We start from the raw sequence: 19382 nt of genomic DNA on the forward strand, positions 1-19382 counted from the left end.
TCGTTTAACAGGCACTCGTCTGAACAAGCAAAAGACGGGCCATCAGCGCGTGACAAGCGCCTGCTTGAGCACTTCGATGCGTTCGCGGGTCAGTCGGGCAAGGCAGAGGCTGCCGACCATTGGCTGGGCGGTTCCACCGAAAACTTCGTAGGCCTCGTATTCGCATTGCGCATCACGGAACGTGATCCAGGCACGCTGGGCCGTGCGAAGCGCTTCGAGCGTCGTTGGGACGCCGCGCTCACGCGCCATTTCGGCAACGTATTCGTCATTCTCTTTTGCTTCAGCCACGATCTTTGGCCAGATCTCATTGAGGTCCGCATCCGCCTGCTCATAGTCAACGCCGGCGCAGTAGGTCATTTCCATCTGCGTCTGCGGATCGATGCAGTCCGGCTTGTCATCGGCGAGCGCAGAACCACCCCAAAGCGTGCAGACAAGCACCAACGGCAACAATCGCGCCCGGCGCGGTGTGGTACCATTCATGGTGCGATCCTTTTTGCCAGCCGCTTGCGGTTGGACCGCGCCTTGGTGGTGAGAGATTTGGTGGCAGCAGAGACAATCTGGTCTGCACGCCCGCCCGTCAATGCAGCACTCGTGGCTGCGCTAGCCGCTTTGGCAAAGGCCGGAAGCTTTTCCGAAAGCATGCGTTTGTTTTCCGATTTTGTCACCGGCCAGAGACCGGCTATTCCCATCATGCGCATGGTGACAACGGCCTGCGTCTCAAGCGCCAGAGAGCCCATTTCCATACTGGTTTTCCAGATATCGAACGGATTTGACTTGTGCTTTGCCATCAGAGTTTGCCCATGATCTCCTGGCGAAAGCCATAAACCTCGCGACCGCCCGAGAGCGGCACCAGCGTGACATCGCGTTCCTGGCCGGGCTCAAACCGCACGGCGGTACCGGCAGCGATATCAAGTCTTTGACCGCGCGCCTTGGCGCGGTCAAAGCTCAGGGACGGATTGGCTTCGAAGAAATGGTAATGGCTGCCGACCTGAACCGGGCGGTCGCCAGTGTTGGCGACCTTCAGCGTTAACGTTGCAGCACCCGTGTTGAGTTCAATGTCGCCTTCCGGCGTCAAAATTTCACCTGGGATCATCTGCGTTTTCTCCGTATCCGATTGCAATCAGCCAGCAAAAGCCAGCGCCAAACCTGCGACGGCGGTTGCGACACCTGCCGAGCGGGTCAAAAGTGATTTTCCATGTCCCGCCTGAAGACGAGCGAAGCCAACGCCAAGCGCAATGCCGGTGGCGTGCAGAACCGCGGTTGCAAGCATGAAGCCGACGGCAAAGCTCATAGCCCCTGCCTGCCCCAATTCGCCGCCGTGGGCATGACCATGAAAGAATGCAAAGAAAGCCACGCTGGCTGCCATGCCGGCAACGGAAAACGGCAGCGCCATAGCCACCATCAGACCGATGAAGATGATCGAGGCCAGGATCACCGGCTCGACGAAGGGAAGCGGCATGCCAGCGATGGCTGCGGCAAATCCAAGGCCCATCGCGCCGACGAAGGCTGCAGGGACAATCAGCATCTTGCGTCCACCAAGCGATGCCGCCCAGAGGCCAACCGCCACCATCACCAGAACATGGTCGAGGCCAAACAGGGGATGCGAGAACCCGGCAGCAAGCGAGCCATGTTCGGCAGGATTGAGGTGGGCGAAAGCTGGTGCCGTAACGGCGGCAATTGCTGCTATGGCAATGAATATGCGTTTGATCATCTTGAAAGTCCTTCTTTAGTCAACACGGCGCCCTCGATTGGTCACGCCGACAGGATGAATGCACGAAGCGTGCGGACTGATATTTCCCATTCGCGATGCGCGATGTCGAGGGGGCAAATTCTGCTCACTGCAAACTCCCCTCACCTTATCGGTTCGTGTACGGTCACCAGTTTGGTGCCGTCGGGGAACGTGGCCTCGACCTGGATGTCATGGATCATTTCGGCGATACCCTCCATCACCTGGTCGCGGGTGATCACATGAGCGCCGGCTTCCATGAGATCGGACACCGCGCGACCATCACGTGCCCCTTCGACAACGAAATCGGTGATCAGCGCGATGGCTTCGGGATGGTTGAGCTTGACGCCCCGCTCCAGCCTCTTGCGCGCCACGATGGCGGCCATCGCGATGAGCAGTTTGTCTTTTTCCCTTGGTGTCAGGTTCATGGCGTCTCTTTCATATCGACCAGACTTTCGGCATGCCGCCCAGCGGATTAAGCAGGCGAATTAATGGTACAAGGACTTTGCGCAATTCATAGCTGTCTCTGGCTACAATCCGAGCAAGAAGCTTGCCAGTTTCAGGCTTTTTGCCGTCAGGACTGCTGGACAGCAGAAAGCTCGCACCGCCAAGATCGCCGATCAGCTTGCGGGCATCCGCCAGCCTGCCTTCGGCTTCCGGCGCGATCATAAGCACCGTCGCCATAGCCAACCCGCCTCCGGCCACAGCCATGCGCGCCAGGGTACCGGCGATATCGGGACCGAGGCGCATATCCTCGGCATGAAGCAAATGCCCTTCCTTCACGATACGCCAGCGATCACGGAAATGCCCCTCGGTAACGGATTCCTTCATGGCAAGGCGGCCAAAGACCACCGGCTCGACCATCAGGAGCCGCGATCCCTCAGCCATATCCACGTCTATGGACCGCGTGAGCCGTGCGCGATCAAACAGGATGGTTTCCTGCGGCAGCCAGGCCAGGGAACTTTCGGGGTTGAGTTTCAGCTTGACCATAACCTGCGCTTCGCTGGTACCGTGCGCCTTGTAGGTCTTTTCGCAGGCCTGGGTGGCGAGCGTCATCGCGGCCCCCTCGCCCGCCTCGAAGGTCCAGTCCATGCGGTCGCCGCCAGTCAACCCACCTGCGGTGTTGATCAGCACGGCCTCAAGCGGAGATCCGGGCGGAACACGCGGGATACGAATACGAGCCGAGCCTTCCTGAAACAGACGATCAATGCGGCTTTCACCGGCCGACCGCTTGACCGAAAGACGGCCAGCTCCGCGCGTCCGCTGCATGGCAACACTGTCTTGCGGTGTCGGAAGCGGAAACAAGGAGGTCATGGGCGTCCTTTAAACTGCGGGACCCGATCATCGGAAAAGCCATGCCCGGGCGCAAGTGCTTTCATCGACCATGCATCGGAAACCCACGCCGCCCCCTTTAGATGATCAAAAGGCAGGCACACCGGTTAAAATTTACGCATCCAACGCAGCAAGCCGCATGGGCTGTTCCAAGCCGGCGATTCGGCATTTGCAGCGGTCGCTGCAGCTCTGCGCATTCGGGAATTGGCAGCCCGGCATCCAAGAAAGCGCGGATGGCAAAACGATTGTGCAAAAAAATTTCAGGGCAGACGCAACCAAAACCGGACTTGCGGCGTTGATGAGGCGAAACAGACAAAGAATGATACGAAAGGACTGACCATGTTGATATCGACCCTTGCACTTGCAATGAGCATCTCCATGATGGTGTCCGCCATCGTTATCCTCTACAATGAAACTGTGGCCCGGAAGCAGACTTCACCATTCGAGTGAATTTGCCTCCAAGTAAAAAATAGCACCCCATGATGGAGCCTTTGATGACCAGACTCGTTCTTTCCACCCTCGCAGCAATATCCCTTCTGGCAGCAGCCGGTTGCACGACAACCGAGCAGCGGGCAGCAGGCGGCGCAGCTGTCGGCGCAGGAGGCGGCGCACTTATCGCTGCAGCAACCGGCAACAATGTTGCAGGTGGTGCCCTGATCGGCGCAGCTGCTGGCGGTCTTCTCGGTGCGGCTACCACTCCCGGCATGTGCCGTTACTCCGACGGCCGCGGCGGCAGCTACGAAGCCCGCTGCTAATACCGGTTATGATTTGAAGTTAGATGCAGTCCCTGACCATAGTCGGGGGCTGCATTTTTCGTTGACGACCAGAGATGGTGCCAAACGTAGCTGGCGTGCTATCCAGCCAGAAAATCCGGATCATAGCCGAGGCTGCGACTGCCACCATCCTTGAATAACAGCATCAAAGCACTTTCTTCGGCCCTCACATCGCCCACGCAGCTCTCGTCAGACCCGGATGCGCAGGCGCCTATCACCTGGCGAACGGTTATTGTCTGACCGGTTGAGAGCGCAAAGGCAGTCGGAATGCCTCGGCGGCTCAAATCGTTTTCCCTGCAAGAGTCTGCATGTCCGAGCGGGGACGCGCGTGCGTCCTCAATCCCCAGAACACCAGTGTGGCGGCCGGACCAGGGCGCATAGTCGCGCCCGCCATTGCTCATCCACAGCATCGTGACAGGAAGACTATCGGGGCGCTTGAGCACAATGATCCTGTCCTGTTCAGCCTTGCGGCTGGCAACAGTCCAGCCCAGCGCACGTCCCGGCGCCTCTATAAGTGTCAGGAAATCCTCGTGCCCCTCAGCTAGCGGATAGACGGTGAGATCTGCGGTTCCGCCGTCTGCCAGCGGAAAGGCCTGCAAGTCTTCAGTCTCGGCGGGGTAGGCAAGAATGGAACGGCCACGTTCCGGATCGGTTTCCAGCGCTTCGGGCGGTGTCTGAGCGCCCTGCTTGGGAGAGAAAGCGATCTCGCCGCCATCGGCCATATGCACCATGACATGGTGAGCAGCAGAGACCCCGCCCGCGCCTCCTGTGAACCGGTGCTCCTGGTAGACAAAGGGGTGACCGGTGACCAAGGTGATCCGCTTTTCGACGGAGGCTCCCATGACATGCCTTTGGAGCCGGAAAATGACCGTGATACGATCATCTTGCCTGATGGTTTCGATGTGGTCCCAGGCACTGTTGGCTGGCCAACCGTGCGATGGCCCCTCCTCCGCGTCGTTCCGGCCAAACGGCGCACAGAAGAAATCTCCCGAAAGACGCTTCACGTTCGGTGCGGTCCCATCGGGGAACTCGGCCGCCGGCTCATCAACCCAAGGCGCGCGGTGAAGTGGAGACAGAATGCGGTCGCCGTCCTTGATCTTCAGATCAACGATATGGCCGACACTCAAGTCAATGCTGAGAGAAACGGGGTCGAGTTCGAAGGAATGCAGGGCCATGGTCAAATCCGTTGGGGCTGCAGCTTTCCTATCGCTACTGATGCATAGCTGGCAACTGCGCCCGTCAAGCGAAGTTGCCAGTCCGGGGTTTGTTGCAAGCGCCCGGTCTGTTAATGGCTTCGGTCTTAATCAAGGCGTTCGGTCCGAGCCAGTTCGCCTCACTCCGGAGACTGCATGTCAGCCACCACCAAAACCGATGTTGTTGTGCTGGGCGCTGGCGCTGCAGGCATGATGTGCGCCATCGAGGCGGGTCGTCGAGGCCGCTCGGTGGTAGTGATCGACCATGCACAGGCACCGGGCGAGAAAATCCGCATTTCCGGCGGCGGCCGCTGCAACTTCACCAATCTGCACTGCACACCGGCGAACTTCATTTCAAACAACCCGCATTTTGCCATCTCGGCGCTGAAATCCTTCACCCAGCACGATTTCATCGATCGGGTCAAAGCCCGCAACATTGCCTTTCATGAGAAAACTCTGGGTCAGCTGTTTTGCGACGGATCGGCACGCGAAATCATCGCCATGCTGACCGATGACATGCGCGAGGTCTCGGCGCAGCTGGAACTGACAACAGCCATTTTGGAGATCAGCCGTGTGGATGGCGGGTTTCAGACACGCACCAGCGCGGGCACCTGGCAATCGCAGTCGCTGGTCGTTGCCACAGGTGGCAAATCCATCCCCAAGATGGGCGCAACCGCACTTGGCTATGACCTAGCCAAGCAGTTCGGGCATGCGGTGACCGAAACCCGGGCCGGGCTTGTGCCTTTCACCTGGGCATCCAACATGCATGACAGCTGGGGCAGCCTGTCGGGTCTCTCGCTTGATGTGCATGCGTCGTGCAATGGCGCGGCATTTGGCGAAGCCATGCTGTTTACCCATCGCGGGCTCTCCGGGCCGGCGATGCTGCAGGTCTCATCCTACTGGCGCGAGGGCGACAGTGTCGCCATTGATCTGACACCCGGAACTGATCTTGCAGCGCATGTGAAAGCGGAACGCGCGTCTCGTCCCAAGGCATCGATCTGGACCGCTCTGGGCGAGGTTCTGCCCAAGCGGCTGGCGCAGCAGCTCGGCAATGAGGCCGGGGAGACGGCATCACGGCTGGCGGACTTGAGCAATGTAGCGATAGAAGAGATAGTGGCCGGCCTGCGGAATTTCCGTATCATGCCCGGCGGAACCGAGGGCTACCGCACGGCGGAAGTCACGCTGGGTGGGGTCGACACGGCCAGGATCAATCAGAAAACCATGGAGAGCAGCCTGGTTCCGGGGCTGCATTTCATTGGGGAAGTGGTGGATGTGACCGGTCATCTCGGCGGGCACAATTTTCAATGGGCTTGGTCTTCCGGGGCCGCAGCCGGCCGCAGCGCCTGACGCGCTGCATCAGACAAGAAAAAAGCGAAGGAGACAGCGATGCGAGTATTGTTCACCGGAGGGTCCGGCAAGGCCGGCAAACATGTGGTGCCCTATCTCGTTGATCGCGGTCACCACGTGGTCAATGTAGACCTCACGCCGCTCGATCATCCAGTCGTCGACAATCTGACCGCCGACATCACCGATTCAGGTCAGATGTTCAATGCCATGACCAGCTACGCCAATTTCGATGAGCTGGAGCCCGGAACCGGCGTGCCGAAATTCGACGCTGTGGTTCATTTCGCCGCCGTGCCGCGGATTCTTATCCGCCCAGACAACGAGACATTCCGCATCAACACGGTGGGCACCTACAACGTGATCGAAGCAGCGGTGAAACTTGGCATCCGCAAGATCATCATCGCCTCGTCGGAAACCACCTATGGCGTGTGCTTTGCCGATGGCGAGGTCAGCCCCGCATCGCTGCCGGTGCAAGAAGACATGGATGTCAATCCGATGGATTCCTACGGCATGTCCAAGGTCGTCAACGAACAGACCGCGCGCAGTTTCCAGCGCCGCTCGGGCTTTGACATCTACGCGCTTCGTATCGGCAACGTGATGGAGCCCGACGAATATGACCGGTTCCCCGGCTTCTTCGTCGATCCTGGCGTCCGTCGCCGCAACATCTTCTGCTATATCGACGCGCGCGATCTGGGCCAGATCGTCGATCGGTGCCTTGAGACCGACGGGCTCGGATATCAGATCTTCAACGCCGGCAATGACACCAACTCGGTCGACATGCCGACAGCAAAGATCGCCGAGCAGTTTTTCCCCGGCGTGCCGTTTACCCGCGAGATGGGCGAGCATGAAGCGTTGTACTCAAACCTCAAGATCCGCGAGATGCTGGGCTTTAAGGAAGACCACAACTGGCGCAAATATGTGAAGTAGCCCAATGCCTGAGCCTCTGCCTATCATGGCAGGGGCACGCCGAGCGCGAACCTGAACAGGCTGTAGAAACCAGCCATGATGAAGACGCCGGAAGCCGCGAATACGACCGCGCTTCTGGCGTCCCAGCCCTCATGCCGCGCGGCGATCAGGCCGCCGGCGAAGGCAATTGCCGTGGCGGGCAAAAAACCGCTGACCGGCATGAGGAAACCGCATGCAAGCATGGTTGCCACCAGCAGCAGCCTGCGCCACCAGTCGCCGCTGCCGAAACCATTGTCCTGGCTGGGCCGCAGCCAGGAAGCGATGATCACCAGCACGGAACAGAAGATCAACGCATAGGCGACAAAGGTCGGGAAAACCACGGAATCGCTGTCTGAATAAGTCGTCACATCGTAAAGCGTGATCAGGCCGATGCCGATGAAAAGGCTCGCGACAATCATTGTCCCGACGTCTTTCCTCGTGGATCTGGTTGCTGTTTCAATCATTTGCATTGGCCTGCAGTTTGAGAAGACGTTTGGCCCGCCTGTCCTGAATCACCGGGTAGATCAGTGACAGGATGGTGAAGGCGATGATCGCCAGCGAGATTGGCCGGCCAAAGAACATGCCGGTGAGGTTGCCGGTGGCATCGCCGATGATCCAGGCCTGCACGAAGCCCTGCTCGGCAATCGGGCCGAGGATGAGCCCAAGCACGATAGGCGATGCGGCAAAACCGAAGCGCGACAGCACCCAGCCAACTGTTCCCAGCACAATCATGATGATGACATCGGAGATCGAATTGCGAATGGCAAAGGTGCCGATTATGGTCATGAAGCCAACGGCGGGCACCAGAATGGTCTTGGGGATGGTAACAATGGTCTTGTATGCATAGCGCCCGATCAGCAATCCCGTCGGCAGCATGAGGATGGTGGCGATGAACAGACCAAAAATGAAGGTGTAGACAATAGAGCCGCCGCTCTCAAACAGCGTCGGACCTGTTCGCACACCCTGAACCAGCAGCGCTCCAAGAATGACCGCATCCGGTGGCGTCCCTGGAATTCCCAGCACCAGCGTCGGGATAAAGCCGCCACCGACAGTGGCATTGTTGGCAGCTTCTGTCGCCATGACGCCGTCTGGCTCACCCTCGCCGAACCTCTGCCCAGGCTTCGCGGTGCGCTTGGCCTCGGAATAGGCCACGAGGCCTGCAACAGAGCCACCTGCGCCCGGCAGGATACCGATCACGGTGCCGATGATCGAGGAGCGTAAGAGATTCAAACGCGAGCGCCAGGCAATGATGGCACCTTCGCGGAAACGGACCGCGCGACCGCCCTCCTCGACCTTGAGATGGCGCTCGGGCGTTGCCACCAGGTCAATCAGTACCGGGATGCAATAAAGACCGATCAGCGCACCGACCACCTCGATGCCGCCGATCATTGTCGGGCTGCCGAAGGTCAGGCGGATGTCGGCCGAAATTTCAGCAACGCCGACACAGGACAGGAGCAGACCGAGGGCTCCACCGGCGAGCCCCTTGAGCACATTGCCGGTCGATAACGAGGCGATCAGCGACAGGCCAAAGATCGACAGCCACAGATATTCGACCGGCCCGAAGGCCAGCGCGACCGAGGACAGGGGCGGTGCCAGCAGCAGCAGCGCCAGAGCTCCGACCATCCCGCCAAAAACACTTGCATAGCATGCGATTGCGACCGCGAGATCACCGTCGCCACGCTTGGCCATGGGATAGCCGTCAAACGTGGTGCCGATGGCCGAGGGTGTGCCCGGCGTGTTGAGCAGGATGGCGGAATAGGCCCCGCCATAGATCGCGCCCGTATAGATGGCGCCAAGCAGGATCAGCGCCGACGCTGGCGCCATGGAAAAGGTGATGGGAACCAGCACCGCGACCGCCATGGTCGCCGATAGCCCCGGTATCGATCCAATGATCGTACCGGCGACAACACCAAACAATGCGAGTGCCAGATTGGTCAGTGTCAGAGCGTTGGCCAGATGTTCAAAATCCATAGGGGATTTTCCATTCAGCTTGGGCGCGATATCCCGCTCGCAGGCCAGTCACCGCAGTCAGCGGCCCGCAGCGCGCAGGGTGCCACACTTCATGAAAGGAGCACCCAGACCAAAAAGGCCCGGGTGCAAAGCGATGGATCAGTTGAGCAGGCCTGCTTCCGTTGCCGCCTCGATATACTCGTCCTGGCGGGCTTTCATGAAGTCGGCCATGCCATCGATGCCAACATCAAGCAGGGCAAAGCCGCCATCAAGCATCTGCTTGCGGAAGGCCTCATCGGCGTTGATTGCGCCGAACACGTCAGAAAGCGCCTTGACGGTTTCGTCCGGTGTGTCCTTGGGAACAGCCATGCCGCGATAGGCGCCGCCGACCATGTCAAACCCGAGTTCCTTGAAGGTGGGCACGTCCGGGAACAAGGGATGGCGTTCTTCCATGGCGACTGCCAGCATCCGGACCGCGTCTCCCTGGGCAGCTCCTACCGTGGTGTAGCCCCATTGCGCCTTGACCTGCTTGCCGAGCATGGCGGTGACAGACGCGCCGGTGCCCTTGAAAGGCACATAGGTGGTCTTGATGTCGGCCATCTTGTCAAAACGGATCTGCGCCAGATGGTTTGCTGTTGCCTTGCCGGACCCCGACATGGTCAGCGCGCCTGGATTGGCCTTGGCATCGGCAATCAGATCGGCCAGCGTCTCGTAGGGACTATCGGCAGTCACCACGATCGCATCTGGCGTGTAGTGGAACATGTAGAATGTCTTGATGTCTTCCGTGGTGTAGCCGACATCCTTTTGCGCGGGCTGAATAACGATATGCGGCAGGTTGACGCCCATGATCGTGTAGCCATCGGTCGCCATCGAATTGAGCTGGGCCCAGCCGACCGCGCCACCGCCACCTGGCTTGTAGGAAACCACGAGGTCCTGACCGAACTTGTCCTTGAAAAACGGCTGCTGGAACCGGGCGGAAATATCGGACTCGCCTCCAGGTCCAAACGGAATGATGTATTCGACCGATTTGTCCGGAAACGCCATGGCGCCGGTCGCAGCGACCAGCGAGACCGCAGAGGCGATCACCAATATCTTGACGGTTTTCAGATTAAGCATGCTTTCCTCCCGAGAAAATTCAATATGCAAGCGCTTTCATTTGCGCACAAAATGTAGCCGGCGGTATCCCTCTCCCATCCTTCTCCCAAGATCGGTCAGCCGTCGGCTCAATCATTTAAGCACCTGAAATTTCGTTTGTCATGCGCGTTGTGGGAAAATTGAATACGAGGCAAATCGCATATTCAAAGGCCGCCCCCGCTTCCATCGTCGACCCTGTTCCCGCGAAGCCCGTCGGGGCCGTGAACTGAGTGGACAGACTGGCATAGCAGGCAAACCTCGAAGCCGACGTCGGCGAATTTACCTCTCGCGACCTCAATCTGTAGGCTTTTGCAAACGATCCACGTCTTGACGTCAGTCAGCTTCTAGGCGCGGTCGATGTCGAACACCTGCTCGATGGCGATAAAGGGGGTCGCATAGACAGAGCCAGACACGGTCTCGTTCCAAAGGGGTTGCGAGCAGACAGCGTTTGGCACCGGTTACCTGCAGCAATCCCGCCTTAGGTGTTTATTACATACTTCTGAATTAGCATTGTTTTGAAACAATGCAGCTTCTGATGCTGCTGCCGAACGCACAGAACTCAAGCCAGATAACAAGTGGACTACGATGCCGAGCAACTCAAATCCCGAATTACGGCGTGCGCGCCTGCTGTCACGACCGACTATCCTGGCTGCGGGAATTGCGCTTGCTGTTATCGTGGCAACCGGAGTGTTTGCCGAATACCAGAACCGCATTGTTCACTATCAGAGTTCCCAGGCGAAAGTCAGCGAACAGCTTGGACTGGTGCGTGCAAAACTGGAAGGCAACATCAACAGCAATATTCAACTGATCCGCGGACTGGTTGCGGTCATTGCAACGCAGCCAGACATGGACCAGGTGCGCTTTGCAAATATCGCCAGGGGACTGGTTGGGGAACACTCGCAATTGCGCAGCATTGCTGGCGCTCCCGGCATGGTCATCAGCCTGATGTATCCGATAGAGGGCAACCAGCAGGCCATCGGCCTTGATTACCGAAAGAACGAAAACCAGCGCGAAGCTGCAATGCGCGCGGTGAGCTCGGAGCAAATGGTGTTGGCCGGACCAGTCAACCTGCTCCAGGGCGGACAGGGATTTGTTGGCCGTTTTCCGGTTTTTGTACGGGACGATACCGGCAGCAAGGCGCTGTGGGGGCTGGTGTCGGCCGTGGTCGACGTGGAACGGCTCTACACAGCGAGCGGCCTCCTGTCTGCTGACCTGCCTATCAGGATTGCCATCCGCGGAAAGGACGCGACTGGTGGCGAGGGCGACATTTTCTTTGGCGATCCGCAAATCTTCAACGATGATCCGGTGATATCAGAGGTTTCCATGCCAAGCGGAAGTTGGCAGATTGCAGCCATTCCCGCAGGCGGCTGGTCCAGCACACCCGAGAACGCCTGGCCGATACGGTTTCTCATCCTGCTTGCCGGACTGCTGGTTATCCTGCCGATCTCGATTGCCGGATACCTGAATGATCTGCGCCATACCCACATGCAGGAACTCGCGCGGCGGCAGCGAGAGCTTCAGCGGCTTTCAGAACGCTACCAGCTCGCCCTCGAAACGTCCAGGATCGGTGTTTGGGAGCTCAACCTGGGCACGTTGGAACTGACATGGGACAGCCGGATGAAGGAACTCTATGGTGTTTCCAGCGATGTCGGGCAAGTCACGCTTGACACCTGGCGCGCGGCGGTTCACCCCGAAGACCGTTTGCCAGCCAAGATGGCTTTCGACCTGGCGGTTAAAGAGCACCAAACTTTCCACTCCAACTTTCGTGTGATCACGAGCGAAGGTGTGACGAAGTGGATTCGCTCCATCGGCGCCGTGCACACAGACCTCGGCGGCCAGCGTTACATCGTTGGGGTGAATTGGGATGTATCGGCAGACATCGAGCTCAACGCTAGCCTGCTCGCAGCCAAACAAAGCGCCGAGCAACGCAACAAGGAGCTTGAAGGAGCACGCGCCCAGATGGAGCGCAACTCGCTACATGACAGTCTGACCGGACTGCCAAACCGCCGGTTTCTGGACAAGAAGCTTGCTGGCGCAAAGGCCGGGGACACCGTTACCGCTTTGCTGCATATCGACCTCGACCGCTTCAAGCAAATCAACGACACACTGGGCCATGCTGCGGGAGACGCTATGCTTACCCATGCGGCCTCGGTATTGTCGAGCAGCGTCCGCGCCGGCGATTTTGTCGCCCGGATTGGCGGCGACGAATTCATCATTGCCATTGCATCCGCGACCAGCGAGGCGCAACTGGCGGCGCTTGCCAGCCGGATCATCATGAAAATGCGCGAGCCCGTGCCCTACGAGGGACACGAATGCCGTTTCGGCGTCAGCATTGGGATAGCTATGGCTGACCCGGACAAGACGCATTGCGGAAAGCGGCTGCTTATCGATGCTGACATCGCGCTCTACCGGGCCAAGAGCAACGGACGCAACCGCCACGAGTTTTTCAATGCCTCGCTTAAAGCCGAAATCATCCGCACCAAGCGCGTCGCAGATGACATTCTCAACGGCCTAGACCGGAACGAGTTCATTCCGTATTTCCAGCCGCAATTCGACGCAAAGACGCTCGATATTGTCGGCGTCGAGGCGCTGGTGCGGTGGATCCATCCAAGCGAGGGAGTGCTGGCGCCGGACGCATTTCTCAATACCGCGGGCGAACTCAATGTTGTGCCGCAAATTGACCGCGCCATCCTTGAGCAGACCTTGTGGCAATCTACCCGCTGGAAGGCGGCAGGTCTCTCGATACCCAAAATGTCGGTTAATGTTTCGGCGGGCAGGCTTTACGATGATGACCTCATCGAAAGCCTGAATGGCCTGGCATTCGATCCTGGAACGCTCTCGTTCGAGTTACTCGAGTCGATCTTTCTAGACGACAAGAACGAAACCATCATCGCCAACATTGCGCGGCTCAAAGCGCTTGGCATCGACGTTGAAATCGACGATTTCGGCACCGGGTATGCCTCAATCGTCAGTCTTTTGCAGGTCAAGCCGACACGTCTGAAGATCGATCGGCAGCTGATTGCGCCGGTTGTCGAATCGCAAAGCCAGCGCAATCTCGTTGCCTCGATTATCGACATTGGCCAATCTTTGGGCATAAAGGTGGTGGCCGAAGGCATCGAAACGATGAAGCACGCCGCCATATTGCGCGATATTGGCTGCGACACACTTCAGGGCTATGCCTTGGCCCGTCCGATGACTTCGGACCAACTGATGGCATTTGTCCGCAACGAAAGCTGGCGGCAGGTAGCCTGAGGCTTTGCCTGCGGGCCTTCCGCCGACACCGGCAAAACGAGCAAGCGACAGCCGGGAAACCGTGCGGCCCTTATGACGGCATAGGTGCGGACCCCTTCGGCGTCATGCAAATAGATCTTCGCCAGACGCGCGGCGCATCCGATCCAGCCTCCTTCAAATCCGGACCGAAGAACGCATTCCTGGGATTGAGGGCGCGAGGCGCTGGGGGACAAAGGCCCCGTGGAGCTGGTGCTACTCGTGACCTTTCCAACTCCGCCTGCCTGGTAAATCGAGCGCCTTCGCACCTCCTCTTGCATTCTTTGTCGGCGCCGACATTGGCTCGTTCGCGAGCTCAGCTATCTAACCCAGGTGCTTCCAGAACCCTTGCTTCTTGCCGTGCCCATATTTGAGCCCGGCAACGTAGGCGTCGTGGGATTGGGCGTTGCCGAAATCATCAATGTGCGGAGCAAGAGCCTGGCATTCCGCGAGATGCCGCGCTGCGTGCTTGTAGCGGCTGGATCGTGCACGGCTAAGCGTGAAGTCGATCATGGAACGCAACAAGATGGTTGCCGCGAGCTGATGCTTCTCTTGCAGGGCCTCGGCGGCCGCCGTCATCAATTCATAGAGGTCACCATCGAGCTCAACCTGCCGTGTCGTGACAAGCTTTGCGGCCTCTTCCAGTGACGGCCAGCGCAGGAAAAAAGCGAGAGCCCGATTGGCGTCCGGGAAAGCCTGAACGTAACCGTATGCTCTTTCCTCGGCTTCCATGTCATCGAAGTCAGGCAAACGGCGCAGGAAGTCGCGCAGGTGCTGGTCGTTCAGTGAATGCTCGAAACAGCTCCAACGATAAGCCTGCGCCTCGTCGCCGCGCTCCAGGGTTTCGAGCGTCTTGACGCGGGCCAGCTGCCATTCGACGGGAACGTCGGTTCGGCCCCGCGTTTCCACCCGATCGAGCGCCGTGAGAGCCTCTTCGGCTCGGCCAGCCACAAGCAGACGATTGGCAATGTCTGCTGCGATCATTGGAACCTTACGCGTGTTCTCAGGCTGCTGAGCGATGTAGGCGTCAACGTCACCAAGCGCATCGGCGATTTCCTGAAAGGCAACACGCACCGTCAGTTCCCGGTGATTGCCGTAGAAGTCGTCATCGTAGACCGGCCCCTTACTGCTCCAGCCGATGACCTGCCGCTCGTGCTGGGCTGATTTGTCCTTTGGCTCCTTCGCCAATTGCTCAAACAAGGACTTCAGCTGTTCCAACCCGTCCTTCCCGAGCGCCGGCGCCATCGCCGTGATCAGTCGGTCATATTGGCCATACCCATTGTCCTGCACTGCAGCGAAGATCTTGTCGGCAAGGAAATCGGTATTTACACGGGCCAACCTGGCGATCACGCCGGCATCCGTGCAGGCCTGATGGAAAATTTCGATCAGAGTGCCGCTGCCGTCGTCCGATCGGGCGAAGATTGAATCACCCAAGGCCAGGAACTGCCAGACAAGCTCAAAGGCTTCCGCCGGATCCTGAGGTGCGAGCGTATCGACGATCGTCATCCGCTGCGTCTCGAGATCCTTCTTGAGCGCCTTCACCTTGCGCCAATTGATGAAGGTGCGGGCACGGGCAATGCTTACAAGCCGCTTCCGCACCTCGCGGGCCACCTCGGCGCTGCCGTGATTACCTGCGAGTTCAATGCGGAGCCGCCGCTTGCTCGCCGCGCTGCCGGTGCTGATTTCGATCAGCAACTCGGCCAATCTTTGCGTGCCGAGTGCTTCGAGGTTCTTTGCGTTAAGTGTCGTTTTCGATGCCATTGATACCGCTGTCGATTGCATGAGGACACTACCCCAAGGACAAATATGAGTCCAAGAACTTCAAGCCGTTACCAGGTCAGCCTCTAGCGCGTTCAGGGCGAGCGCCACCATCGACCCGCCTCCAAGACGTGCCAGCTAATCAGACGCCGACTTTTTTCGGCCAGACGGCTTCATCCGAACGCGCAAGGTTTTCCCATCCCCCTGGTCGAGCTCGAAGGCGCCGGTCTTCCGGACGAGATCGCTCAGCTTGCGAAAACCGTAAGTTCGAGGGTCGAAGTCGGAGGAGAGGTTGGCCAGCTGCGTTCCCAGGGCGCCGAGAGGAACCCAGCCGTCTTCACTCTCCATCTGCGTGATGATCTTCCGCAATACCGGTGTCGCAGCACTTGGTGGCTGGAGCGATTTTGACGCGTCCGCGGCGTCGCTGTTCTCGGATACGAGTTCGGGCAGCAGGTTCTCGGTGTAGGTGAACCTGCGGCAAGCCTGCCGGAAGCTCTCTGGCGTCTTCTGCTCGCCAAAGCCGAAGACATCGACGCCCTGTTCGCGGATGCGTGATGCCAGCCGGGTAAAGTCGCTGTCGGACGAGACCAGGCAGAACCCATCAAAGCGACCGCTGTGCAGAAGGTCCATCGCGTCGATGACCAGGGTGATGTCCGAGGCGTTCTTGCCGCTCGTGTAGGCAAATTGCTGTTGCGGGATAATCGCATGCCGGGCGAGAACCTCCGTCCAGCCCTTTGACCGGGGGCTGGCGAAGTCGCCGTAGATCCGCCGGACACTCGCCTCCCCGATCTTGGCGATCTCCTCAAACAAGCCATCGACGATCTTGGCTGATGTGTTGTCGGCGTCGATCAAGACGGCGAGACGGGGTGTGCGTGGTTCTGTGTGTATGGTCATATGCGATGCCTTATGCGACTGCTTCGTAGAAGCTTCAAACGAAGACTCAATATCCGAGCGAGTTTCGCGGTCGAGTATCCGCAGTTTCTTGCAATCAATATTGGCGGATTTTAGCGAGCATGCCCGCGTGCGCCACCTGGCGAAGAATGCATCTGCATAGAGAATGTGTGAACCCCGGCACAGCCCCCCACTCGCCGCGCGTCACTCCATCCTGCAGTGAAACAGTGCCGCCACAATCCCGGCACACGCGGCGCAGCGACAGGTTTCGACCCTGTGACACATGCCTGAGGAGAAGCCACAAATCGGCCTGATAAACCCATTGATGCGCCGCGCGTGATCGGCTAGAAGACCGGGTATCAGCTGCTTTGCGGCGCGAGTTTCATTCCGTAGGCCGGGATGAACAAAGCGAGCCAAGCGCCACGGATGCACCCGTAGCTCAGCTGGATAGAGTGCTGCCCTCCGAAGGCAGAGGTCACAGGTTCGAATCCTGTCGGGTGCGCCACTGATCTGCCCTTAATCTACAAGGGCTTAGCCAAGTCCAGTCCCCCTCGTGAATACACCTTTCGTGCACCGGTCACAATCTGGTCACAACGAAAGGAATTACGCTCATGGCGTCCCTTAGAAAACGCAATGACAAGTGGCAGGCACAAGTCCGCCGGGTTGGCTACAATCCACGTTCACAGAGCTTCCACAATCGAACAGACGCGCAACGCTGGATACGCCAAACCGAAATAGAGTTCGACCGGATGGCATTGGCCTACGACCCGGCAACACTCGAAAAGATCACGGTGGCGGACCTTCTCGCGCGCTACAAGAACGAAGTGACGCGGCAAAAACGCGGGCATGCCAACGAAGCCAAGCGCATCGAAGAGTTCTTGCGGGCGAAATGGACCGCACTCACCCTCGCCCGCATCACACCTCAGGTCTTTACCCAGCATAGAGACAAGAGTTTGCGGACCGTAAAGCCCGACACAGTCATACGGGAGCTAGGCATGCTGCATGTGAATTAGCAACTCATCGTAGATCCAGAAGCTAGCCAACGGTGAACATGGGCCGAAATTACCAACGAGGATTTAGCAACTTTGGGCGACGAACGGTAATTCGCTACATCAGGCACCAAGGTCGGCTGTGTGGACACCTGATCCATTCAATCGGGGTAGCAAAACAATGATTTTCATATCATTTCCTGTCCGTCGTCAGATATGGCGTAAAGAACGCTGTCGCCTTCTTTGCACTGAGCGCCGTCTGAAAACTTCGATGCCTTTTTGATACTAAGCTTCTGTCCCCAGCGGGCTCCAAAATAGAATTGTCCAGTTTCGAATGGCCGATTCATCGGGTGCGCAGCAATATAGATGCAAGGGCGTCCCCGCATCTCCGAGTTCGGAAACAAGCAAACTGTGTATCATGTTTCGCTACTTAGCATTCATCGGTCGCACGTCAGATGCTGGCCTAAGGATGGGGCTATGAATGACGTTCTTCTCTGCTCTTTAAGGGCGCGGCCGGCCGCCCGAAACATGGGTACATAAATTAAACAACGCTAATTTAATCTAAGTTTAATATGCATTCCTCATTATGGAGCCCGTTGCACGTGTTGTTTTGTAGAGTTGAAGCACTGGCAAAATCGTGGGTTCGGCAGGGCATTATGCGCATGTAGTTTTCGTGTAGATTGAGAGAAGTTCTTGTTATGTTGAGCATCCTGTATCCCGCCGACCATGCTGCGGAAGAGACATTTCCGCAAAATACAACGATTTTCAGAAATGAATCCATGCCATCTGTGCATGTGATAGGTCGTGAAGCTTTCATTGAAGACATGTCGCTTATCCTGGGGCCGCTAAACTACGCCGCCGAAACTGCCGAATTCAGCTTTGATGCGCTCAAGACTAAGGGCTCACAACCAATTTTCGTGATTGATGGGTCGATACCTGGCGCGTTTGAGACCTGCGAAAGCCTTGGTGATAGCTTTCCAATAATTCTGGTTTCTTCTGAAACAACATTCTCCTTCCGGGCACGGTGCGCCCGCTCGAATGTGAATACGATCATCAGTGACCCGATTGCTCAGGCGGAACTCATTCACTGGCTGGAGCATTTCGGCGGGCAGCAATCCGAACTACCAGCCTCAATTTTGCTGGTCGATGACGATCCGCTCGCTTCTGCGGTTTATGCCGAGCTGCTGCGGGCTCACGGTATGGTCGTCTCGATTCTGAACGAGCCGCTCAAGATAATCGAGACAATCGACAGCGCCAATTTCGATATCATCATCATGGATCTGCAGATGCCCGGGACTGATGGCATCGAGATTGCCAAAATCATTCGGCAGTTCCAAAGCCATCTTTCGATACCCATCCTCTTTCTATCCTCGGAAGAAGACAAACAGATTCAGATGAAAGCGCGCCAGTTCGGGGGCGATGATTTTATCTCCAAGCAGACAGATCTCGATGTGCTTGTCTCGATCATTCATCTACGCGTGCAGCGCGCAAGGATGATGCGCTCTCTCATCGAGCGGGACGGTTTGACAGGCCTACTTAACCACAAGCGTTTCAAAGAGCGCGTAGGGCATGAAATGGCGCGCTTCAAACGCACGGGTCAGCCGTTCTGCGTGGCCATGATCGATGTTGATCATTTCAAGAAAGTGAACGACACCTGGGGACACCCGGTCGGCGACCAGGTTCTGTCAATCCTCGCACGAACCCTGGTGGGCTGGGTGCGCAAGACTGATGTGGTGGGTCGTTACGGTGGCGAGGAATTCGCTGTTCTTCTGCTTGATACCTCTCCGGCAGCGGTCGTTGAAGTCCTGGATAATTTCAGGAAGCATTTTGCAAAAATTGTCTTCGATGGCCGACCCGAAACATTTTCGCTGACACTGAGTATCGGTGTCGCCGGCACCGGGTCACAAGACGACCCAGCCACGCTTTTTGCCGACGCCGACAGTGCACTTTATCAAGCCAAGAACAACGGACGCAATCAGCTTGTCATCGCCCCCAAAACCGAGCCTTCAGCAAAATCAGAAGGTCAGGGAGTAACTCGGGTGAAGGCCGTCAATGACGCCCTTTGAACCGCATCCCCATT

At 58.0% G+C, this 19382-nt stretch carries 18 protein-coding genes and 1 tRNA gene; 7 read left to right on the top strand and 12 right to left on the bottom strand.

Going from position 1 to position 19382, the window contains the following annotated elements:
* Positions 1 to 42: 42 nt before the first annotated feature.
* The 6 genes from WNZ14_RS18940 to WNZ14_RS18965 form a co-directional block, all read right to left on the bottom strand.
* Positions 43 to 480, bottom strand: a complete 438-nt coding sequence (locus tag WNZ14_RS18940) for a lysozyme inhibitor LprI family protein (RefSeq protein WP_342870168.1) — start codon at positions 478 to 480, stop codon at positions 43 to 45.
* Positions 477 to 788 carry a hypothetical protein gene (locus WNZ14_RS18945; protein ID WP_342870169.1) on the bottom strand — a complete coding sequence of 104 codons (312 nt, stop codon included), beginning with the start codon at positions 786 to 788 and terminating at the stop codon, positions 477 to 479. The genes WNZ14_RS18940 and WNZ14_RS18945 overlap by 4 nt, the downstream gene beginning before the upstream one ends.
* Positions 788 to 1093 carry an urease subunit beta gene (locus tag WNZ14_RS18950; RefSeq protein ID WP_342870170.1) on the bottom strand — a complete coding sequence of 102 codons (306 nt, stop codon included), beginning with the start codon at positions 1091 to 1093 and terminating at the stop codon, positions 788 to 790. Before WNZ14_RS18950 ends, WNZ14_RS18945 begins: the two co-directional genes overlap by 1 nt.
* A 27-nt stretch (positions 1094 to 1120) precedes the next feature.
* Complete coding sequence (locus WNZ14_RS18955; RefSeq protein WP_342870171.1) at positions 1121 to 1711, bottom strand: HupE/UreJ family protein; 591 nt, start codon at positions 1709 to 1711, stop codon at positions 1121 to 1123.
* Between the two features lie 140 nt (positions 1712 to 1851).
* Positions 1852 to 2154: an urease subunit gamma gene (locus WNZ14_RS18960; protein WP_342870172.1), complete on the bottom strand. Its 303-nt coding sequence runs from the start codon at positions 2152 to 2154 to the stop codon at positions 1852 to 1854.
* A gap of 10 nt (positions 2155 to 2164) precedes the next feature.
* A complete protein-coding gene (locus WNZ14_RS18965; protein ID WP_342870173.1) occupies positions 2165 to 3040 on the bottom strand; it encodes an urease accessory protein UreD in 876 nt (291 codons plus the stop codon).
* Between the two features lie 509 nt (positions 3041 to 3549).
* Between WNZ14_RS18965 and WNZ14_RS18970 the strand changes: the two genes are divergently transcribed.
* Positions 3550 to 3813, top strand: a complete 264-nt coding sequence (locus WNZ14_RS18970; RefSeq protein ID WP_342870174.1) for a hypothetical protein — start codon at positions 3550 to 3552, stop codon at positions 3811 to 3813.
* A 98-nt stretch (positions 3814 to 3911) separates the two neighbouring features.
* Here the strand turns inward: WNZ14_RS18970 and WNZ14_RS18975 are convergent, their stop codons facing one another.
* Positions 3912 to 5006: a hypothetical protein gene (locus WNZ14_RS18975; protein ID WP_342870175.1), complete on the bottom strand. Its 1095-nt coding sequence runs from the start codon at positions 5004 to 5006 to the stop codon at positions 3912 to 3914.
* 174 nt (positions 5007 to 5180) lie between these two features.
* Here WNZ14_RS18975 and WNZ14_RS18980 point away from each other — a divergent pair, with 174 nt between their 5' ends.
* Positions 5181 to 6371, top strand: coding sequence for an NAD(P)/FAD-dependent oxidoreductase (locus tag WNZ14_RS18980; protein WP_342870176.1), 1191 nt, complete (start codon positions 5181 to 5183; stop codon positions 6369 to 6371).
* Between the two features lie 39 nt (positions 6372 to 6410).
* Positions 6411 to 7295, top strand: a complete 885-nt coding sequence (locus WNZ14_RS18985; protein WP_342870177.1) for an NAD(P)-dependent oxidoreductase — start codon at positions 6411 to 6413, stop codon at positions 7293 to 7295.
* Between the two features lie 23 nt (positions 7296 to 7318).
* Here the strand turns inward: WNZ14_RS18985 and WNZ14_RS18990 are convergent, their stop codons facing one another.
* The 3 genes from WNZ14_RS18990 to WNZ14_RS19000 form a co-directional block, all read right to left on the bottom strand.
* The gene (locus tag WNZ14_RS18990; RefSeq protein WP_342870178.1) at positions 7319 to 7732 is read right to left on the bottom strand and encodes a tripartite tricarboxylate transporter TctB family protein; all 414 of its coding nucleotides are present in this window, start codon (positions 7730 to 7732) and stop codon (positions 7319 to 7321) included.
* A 37-nt stretch (positions 7733 to 7769) separates the two neighbouring features.
* Complete coding sequence (locus WNZ14_RS18995; RefSeq protein ID WP_342870179.1) at positions 7770 to 9284, bottom strand: tripartite tricarboxylate transporter permease; 1515 nt, start codon at positions 9282 to 9284, stop codon at positions 7770 to 7772.
* A 138-nt stretch (positions 9285 to 9422) separates the two neighbouring features.
* Complete coding sequence (locus tag WNZ14_RS19000) at positions 9423 to 10379, bottom strand: tripartite tricarboxylate transporter substrate binding protein (RefSeq protein WP_342870180.1); 957 nt, start codon at positions 10377 to 10379, stop codon at positions 9423 to 9425.
* 603 nt (positions 10380 to 10982) lie between these two features.
* On the opposite strand from WNZ14_RS19000, the gene WNZ14_RS19005 reads away from it, so the two are divergent.
* Positions 10983 to 13649, top strand: coding sequence for an EAL domain-containing protein (locus WNZ14_RS19005; RefSeq protein WP_342870181.1), 2667 nt, complete (start codon positions 10983 to 10985; stop codon positions 13647 to 13649).
* Between the two features lie 339 nt (positions 13650 to 13988).
* Here WNZ14_RS19005 and WNZ14_RS19010 read toward each other — a convergent pair whose 3' ends face one another.
* Positions 13989 to 15425 (bottom strand): DUF6880 family protein, encoded by a 1437-nt coding sequence (locus WNZ14_RS19010; protein WP_342870182.1) that lies wholly within the window; start codon positions 15423 to 15425, stop codon positions 13989 to 13991.
* Positions 15426 to 15560: 135 nt separating this feature from the next.
* On the bottom strand, positions 15561 to 16310 hold the full coding sequence (locus WNZ14_RS19015; protein ID WP_342870285.1) for an NYN domain-containing protein: 750 nt from the start codon (positions 16308 to 16310) through the stop codon (positions 15561 to 15563).
* Positions 16311 to 16741: 431 nt separating this feature from the next.
* On the opposite strand from WNZ14_RS19015, the gene WNZ14_RS19020 reads away from it, so the two are divergent.
* From WNZ14_RS19020 to WNZ14_RS19030, 3 genes are all read left to right on the top strand, one after another.
* Positions 16742 to 16818: transfer RNA gene (locus WNZ14_RS19020), tRNA-Arg, on the top strand.
* Between the two features lie 106 nt (positions 16819 to 16924).
* Positions 16925 to 17326 carry a hypothetical protein gene (locus WNZ14_RS19025; RefSeq protein WP_342870183.1) on the top strand — a complete coding sequence of 134 codons (402 nt, stop codon included), beginning with the start codon at positions 16925 to 16927 and terminating at the stop codon, positions 17324 to 17326.
* Between the two features lie 674 nt (positions 17327 to 18000).
* Positions 18001 to 19368 (top strand): diguanylate cyclase, encoded by a 1368-nt coding sequence (locus tag WNZ14_RS19030; RefSeq protein ID WP_342870184.1) that lies wholly within the window; start codon positions 18001 to 18003, stop codon positions 19366 to 19368.
* The last annotated feature ends 14 nt before the right edge of the window (positions 19369 to 19382 follow it).

It is taken from the genome of Hoeflea sp. AS60, assembly GCF_038900115.1.
Taxonomy (GTDB): domain Bacteria; phylum Pseudomonadota; class Alphaproteobacteria; order Rhizobiales; family Rhizobiaceae; genus Hoeflea.

Excerpts from the sequence above, each read along its gene's own strand:
- WNZ14_RS18940 (WP_342870168.1), bottom strand. The coding sequence starts at position 480 with ATGAATGGTACCACACCGCGCCGGGCGCGATTGTTGCCGTTGGTGCTT.
- WNZ14_RS18945 (WP_342870169.1), bottom strand. The coding sequence starts at position 788 with ATGGCAAAGCACAAGTCAAATCCGTTCGATATCTGGAAAACCAGTATG.
- WNZ14_RS18950 (WP_342870170.1), bottom strand. The coding sequence starts at position 1,093 with ATGATCCCAGGTGAAATTTTGACGCCGGAAGGCGACATTGAACTCAAC.
- WNZ14_RS18955 (WP_342870171.1), bottom strand. The coding sequence starts at position 1,711 with ATGATCAAACGCATATTCATTGCCATAGCAGCAATTGCCGCCGTTACG.
- WNZ14_RS18960 (WP_342870172.1), bottom strand. The coding sequence starts at position 2,154 with ATGAACCTGACACCAAGGGAAAAAGACAAACTGCTCATCGCGATGGCC.
- WNZ14_RS18965 (WP_342870173.1), bottom strand. The coding sequence starts at position 3,040 with ATGACCTCCTTGTTTCCGCTTCCGACACCGCAAGACAGTGTTGCCATG.
- WNZ14_RS18975 (WP_342870175.1), bottom strand. The coding sequence starts at position 5,006 with ATGGCCCTGCATTCCTTCGAACTCGACCCCGTTTCTCTCAGCATTGAC.
- WNZ14_RS18980 (WP_342870176.1), top strand. The coding sequence starts at position 5,181 with ATGTCAGCCACCACCAAAACCGATGTTGTTGTGCTGGGCGCTGGCGCT.
- WNZ14_RS18985 (WP_342870177.1), top strand. The coding sequence starts at position 6,411 with ATGCGAGTATTGTTCACCGGAGGGTCCGGCAAGGCCGGCAAACATGTG.
- WNZ14_RS18990 (WP_342870178.1), bottom strand. The coding sequence starts at position 7,732 with ATGATTGTCGCGAGCCTTTTCATCGGCATCGGCCTGATCACGCTTTAC.
- WNZ14_RS18995 (WP_342870179.1), bottom strand. The coding sequence starts at position 9,284 with ATGGATTTTGAACATCTGGCCAACGCTCTGACACTGACCAATCTGGCA.
- WNZ14_RS19000 (WP_342870180.1), bottom strand. The coding sequence starts at position 10,379 with ATGCTTAATCTGAAAACCGTCAAGATATTGGTGATCGCCTCTGCGGTC.
- WNZ14_RS19005 (WP_342870181.1), top strand. The coding sequence starts at position 10,983 with ATGCCGAGCAACTCAAATCCCGAATTACGGCGTGCGCGCCTGCTGTCA.
- WNZ14_RS19010 (WP_342870182.1), bottom strand. The coding sequence starts at position 15,425 with ATGGCATCGAAAACGACACTTAACGCAAAGAACCTCGAAGCACTCGGC.
- WNZ14_RS19025 (WP_342870183.1), top strand. The coding sequence starts at position 16,925 with ATGGCGTCCCTTAGAAAACGCAATGACAAGTGGCAGGCACAAGTCCGC.
- WNZ14_RS19030 (WP_342870184.1), top strand. The coding sequence starts at position 18,001 with ATGTTGAGCATCCTGTATCCCGCCGACCATGCTGCGGAAGAGACATTT.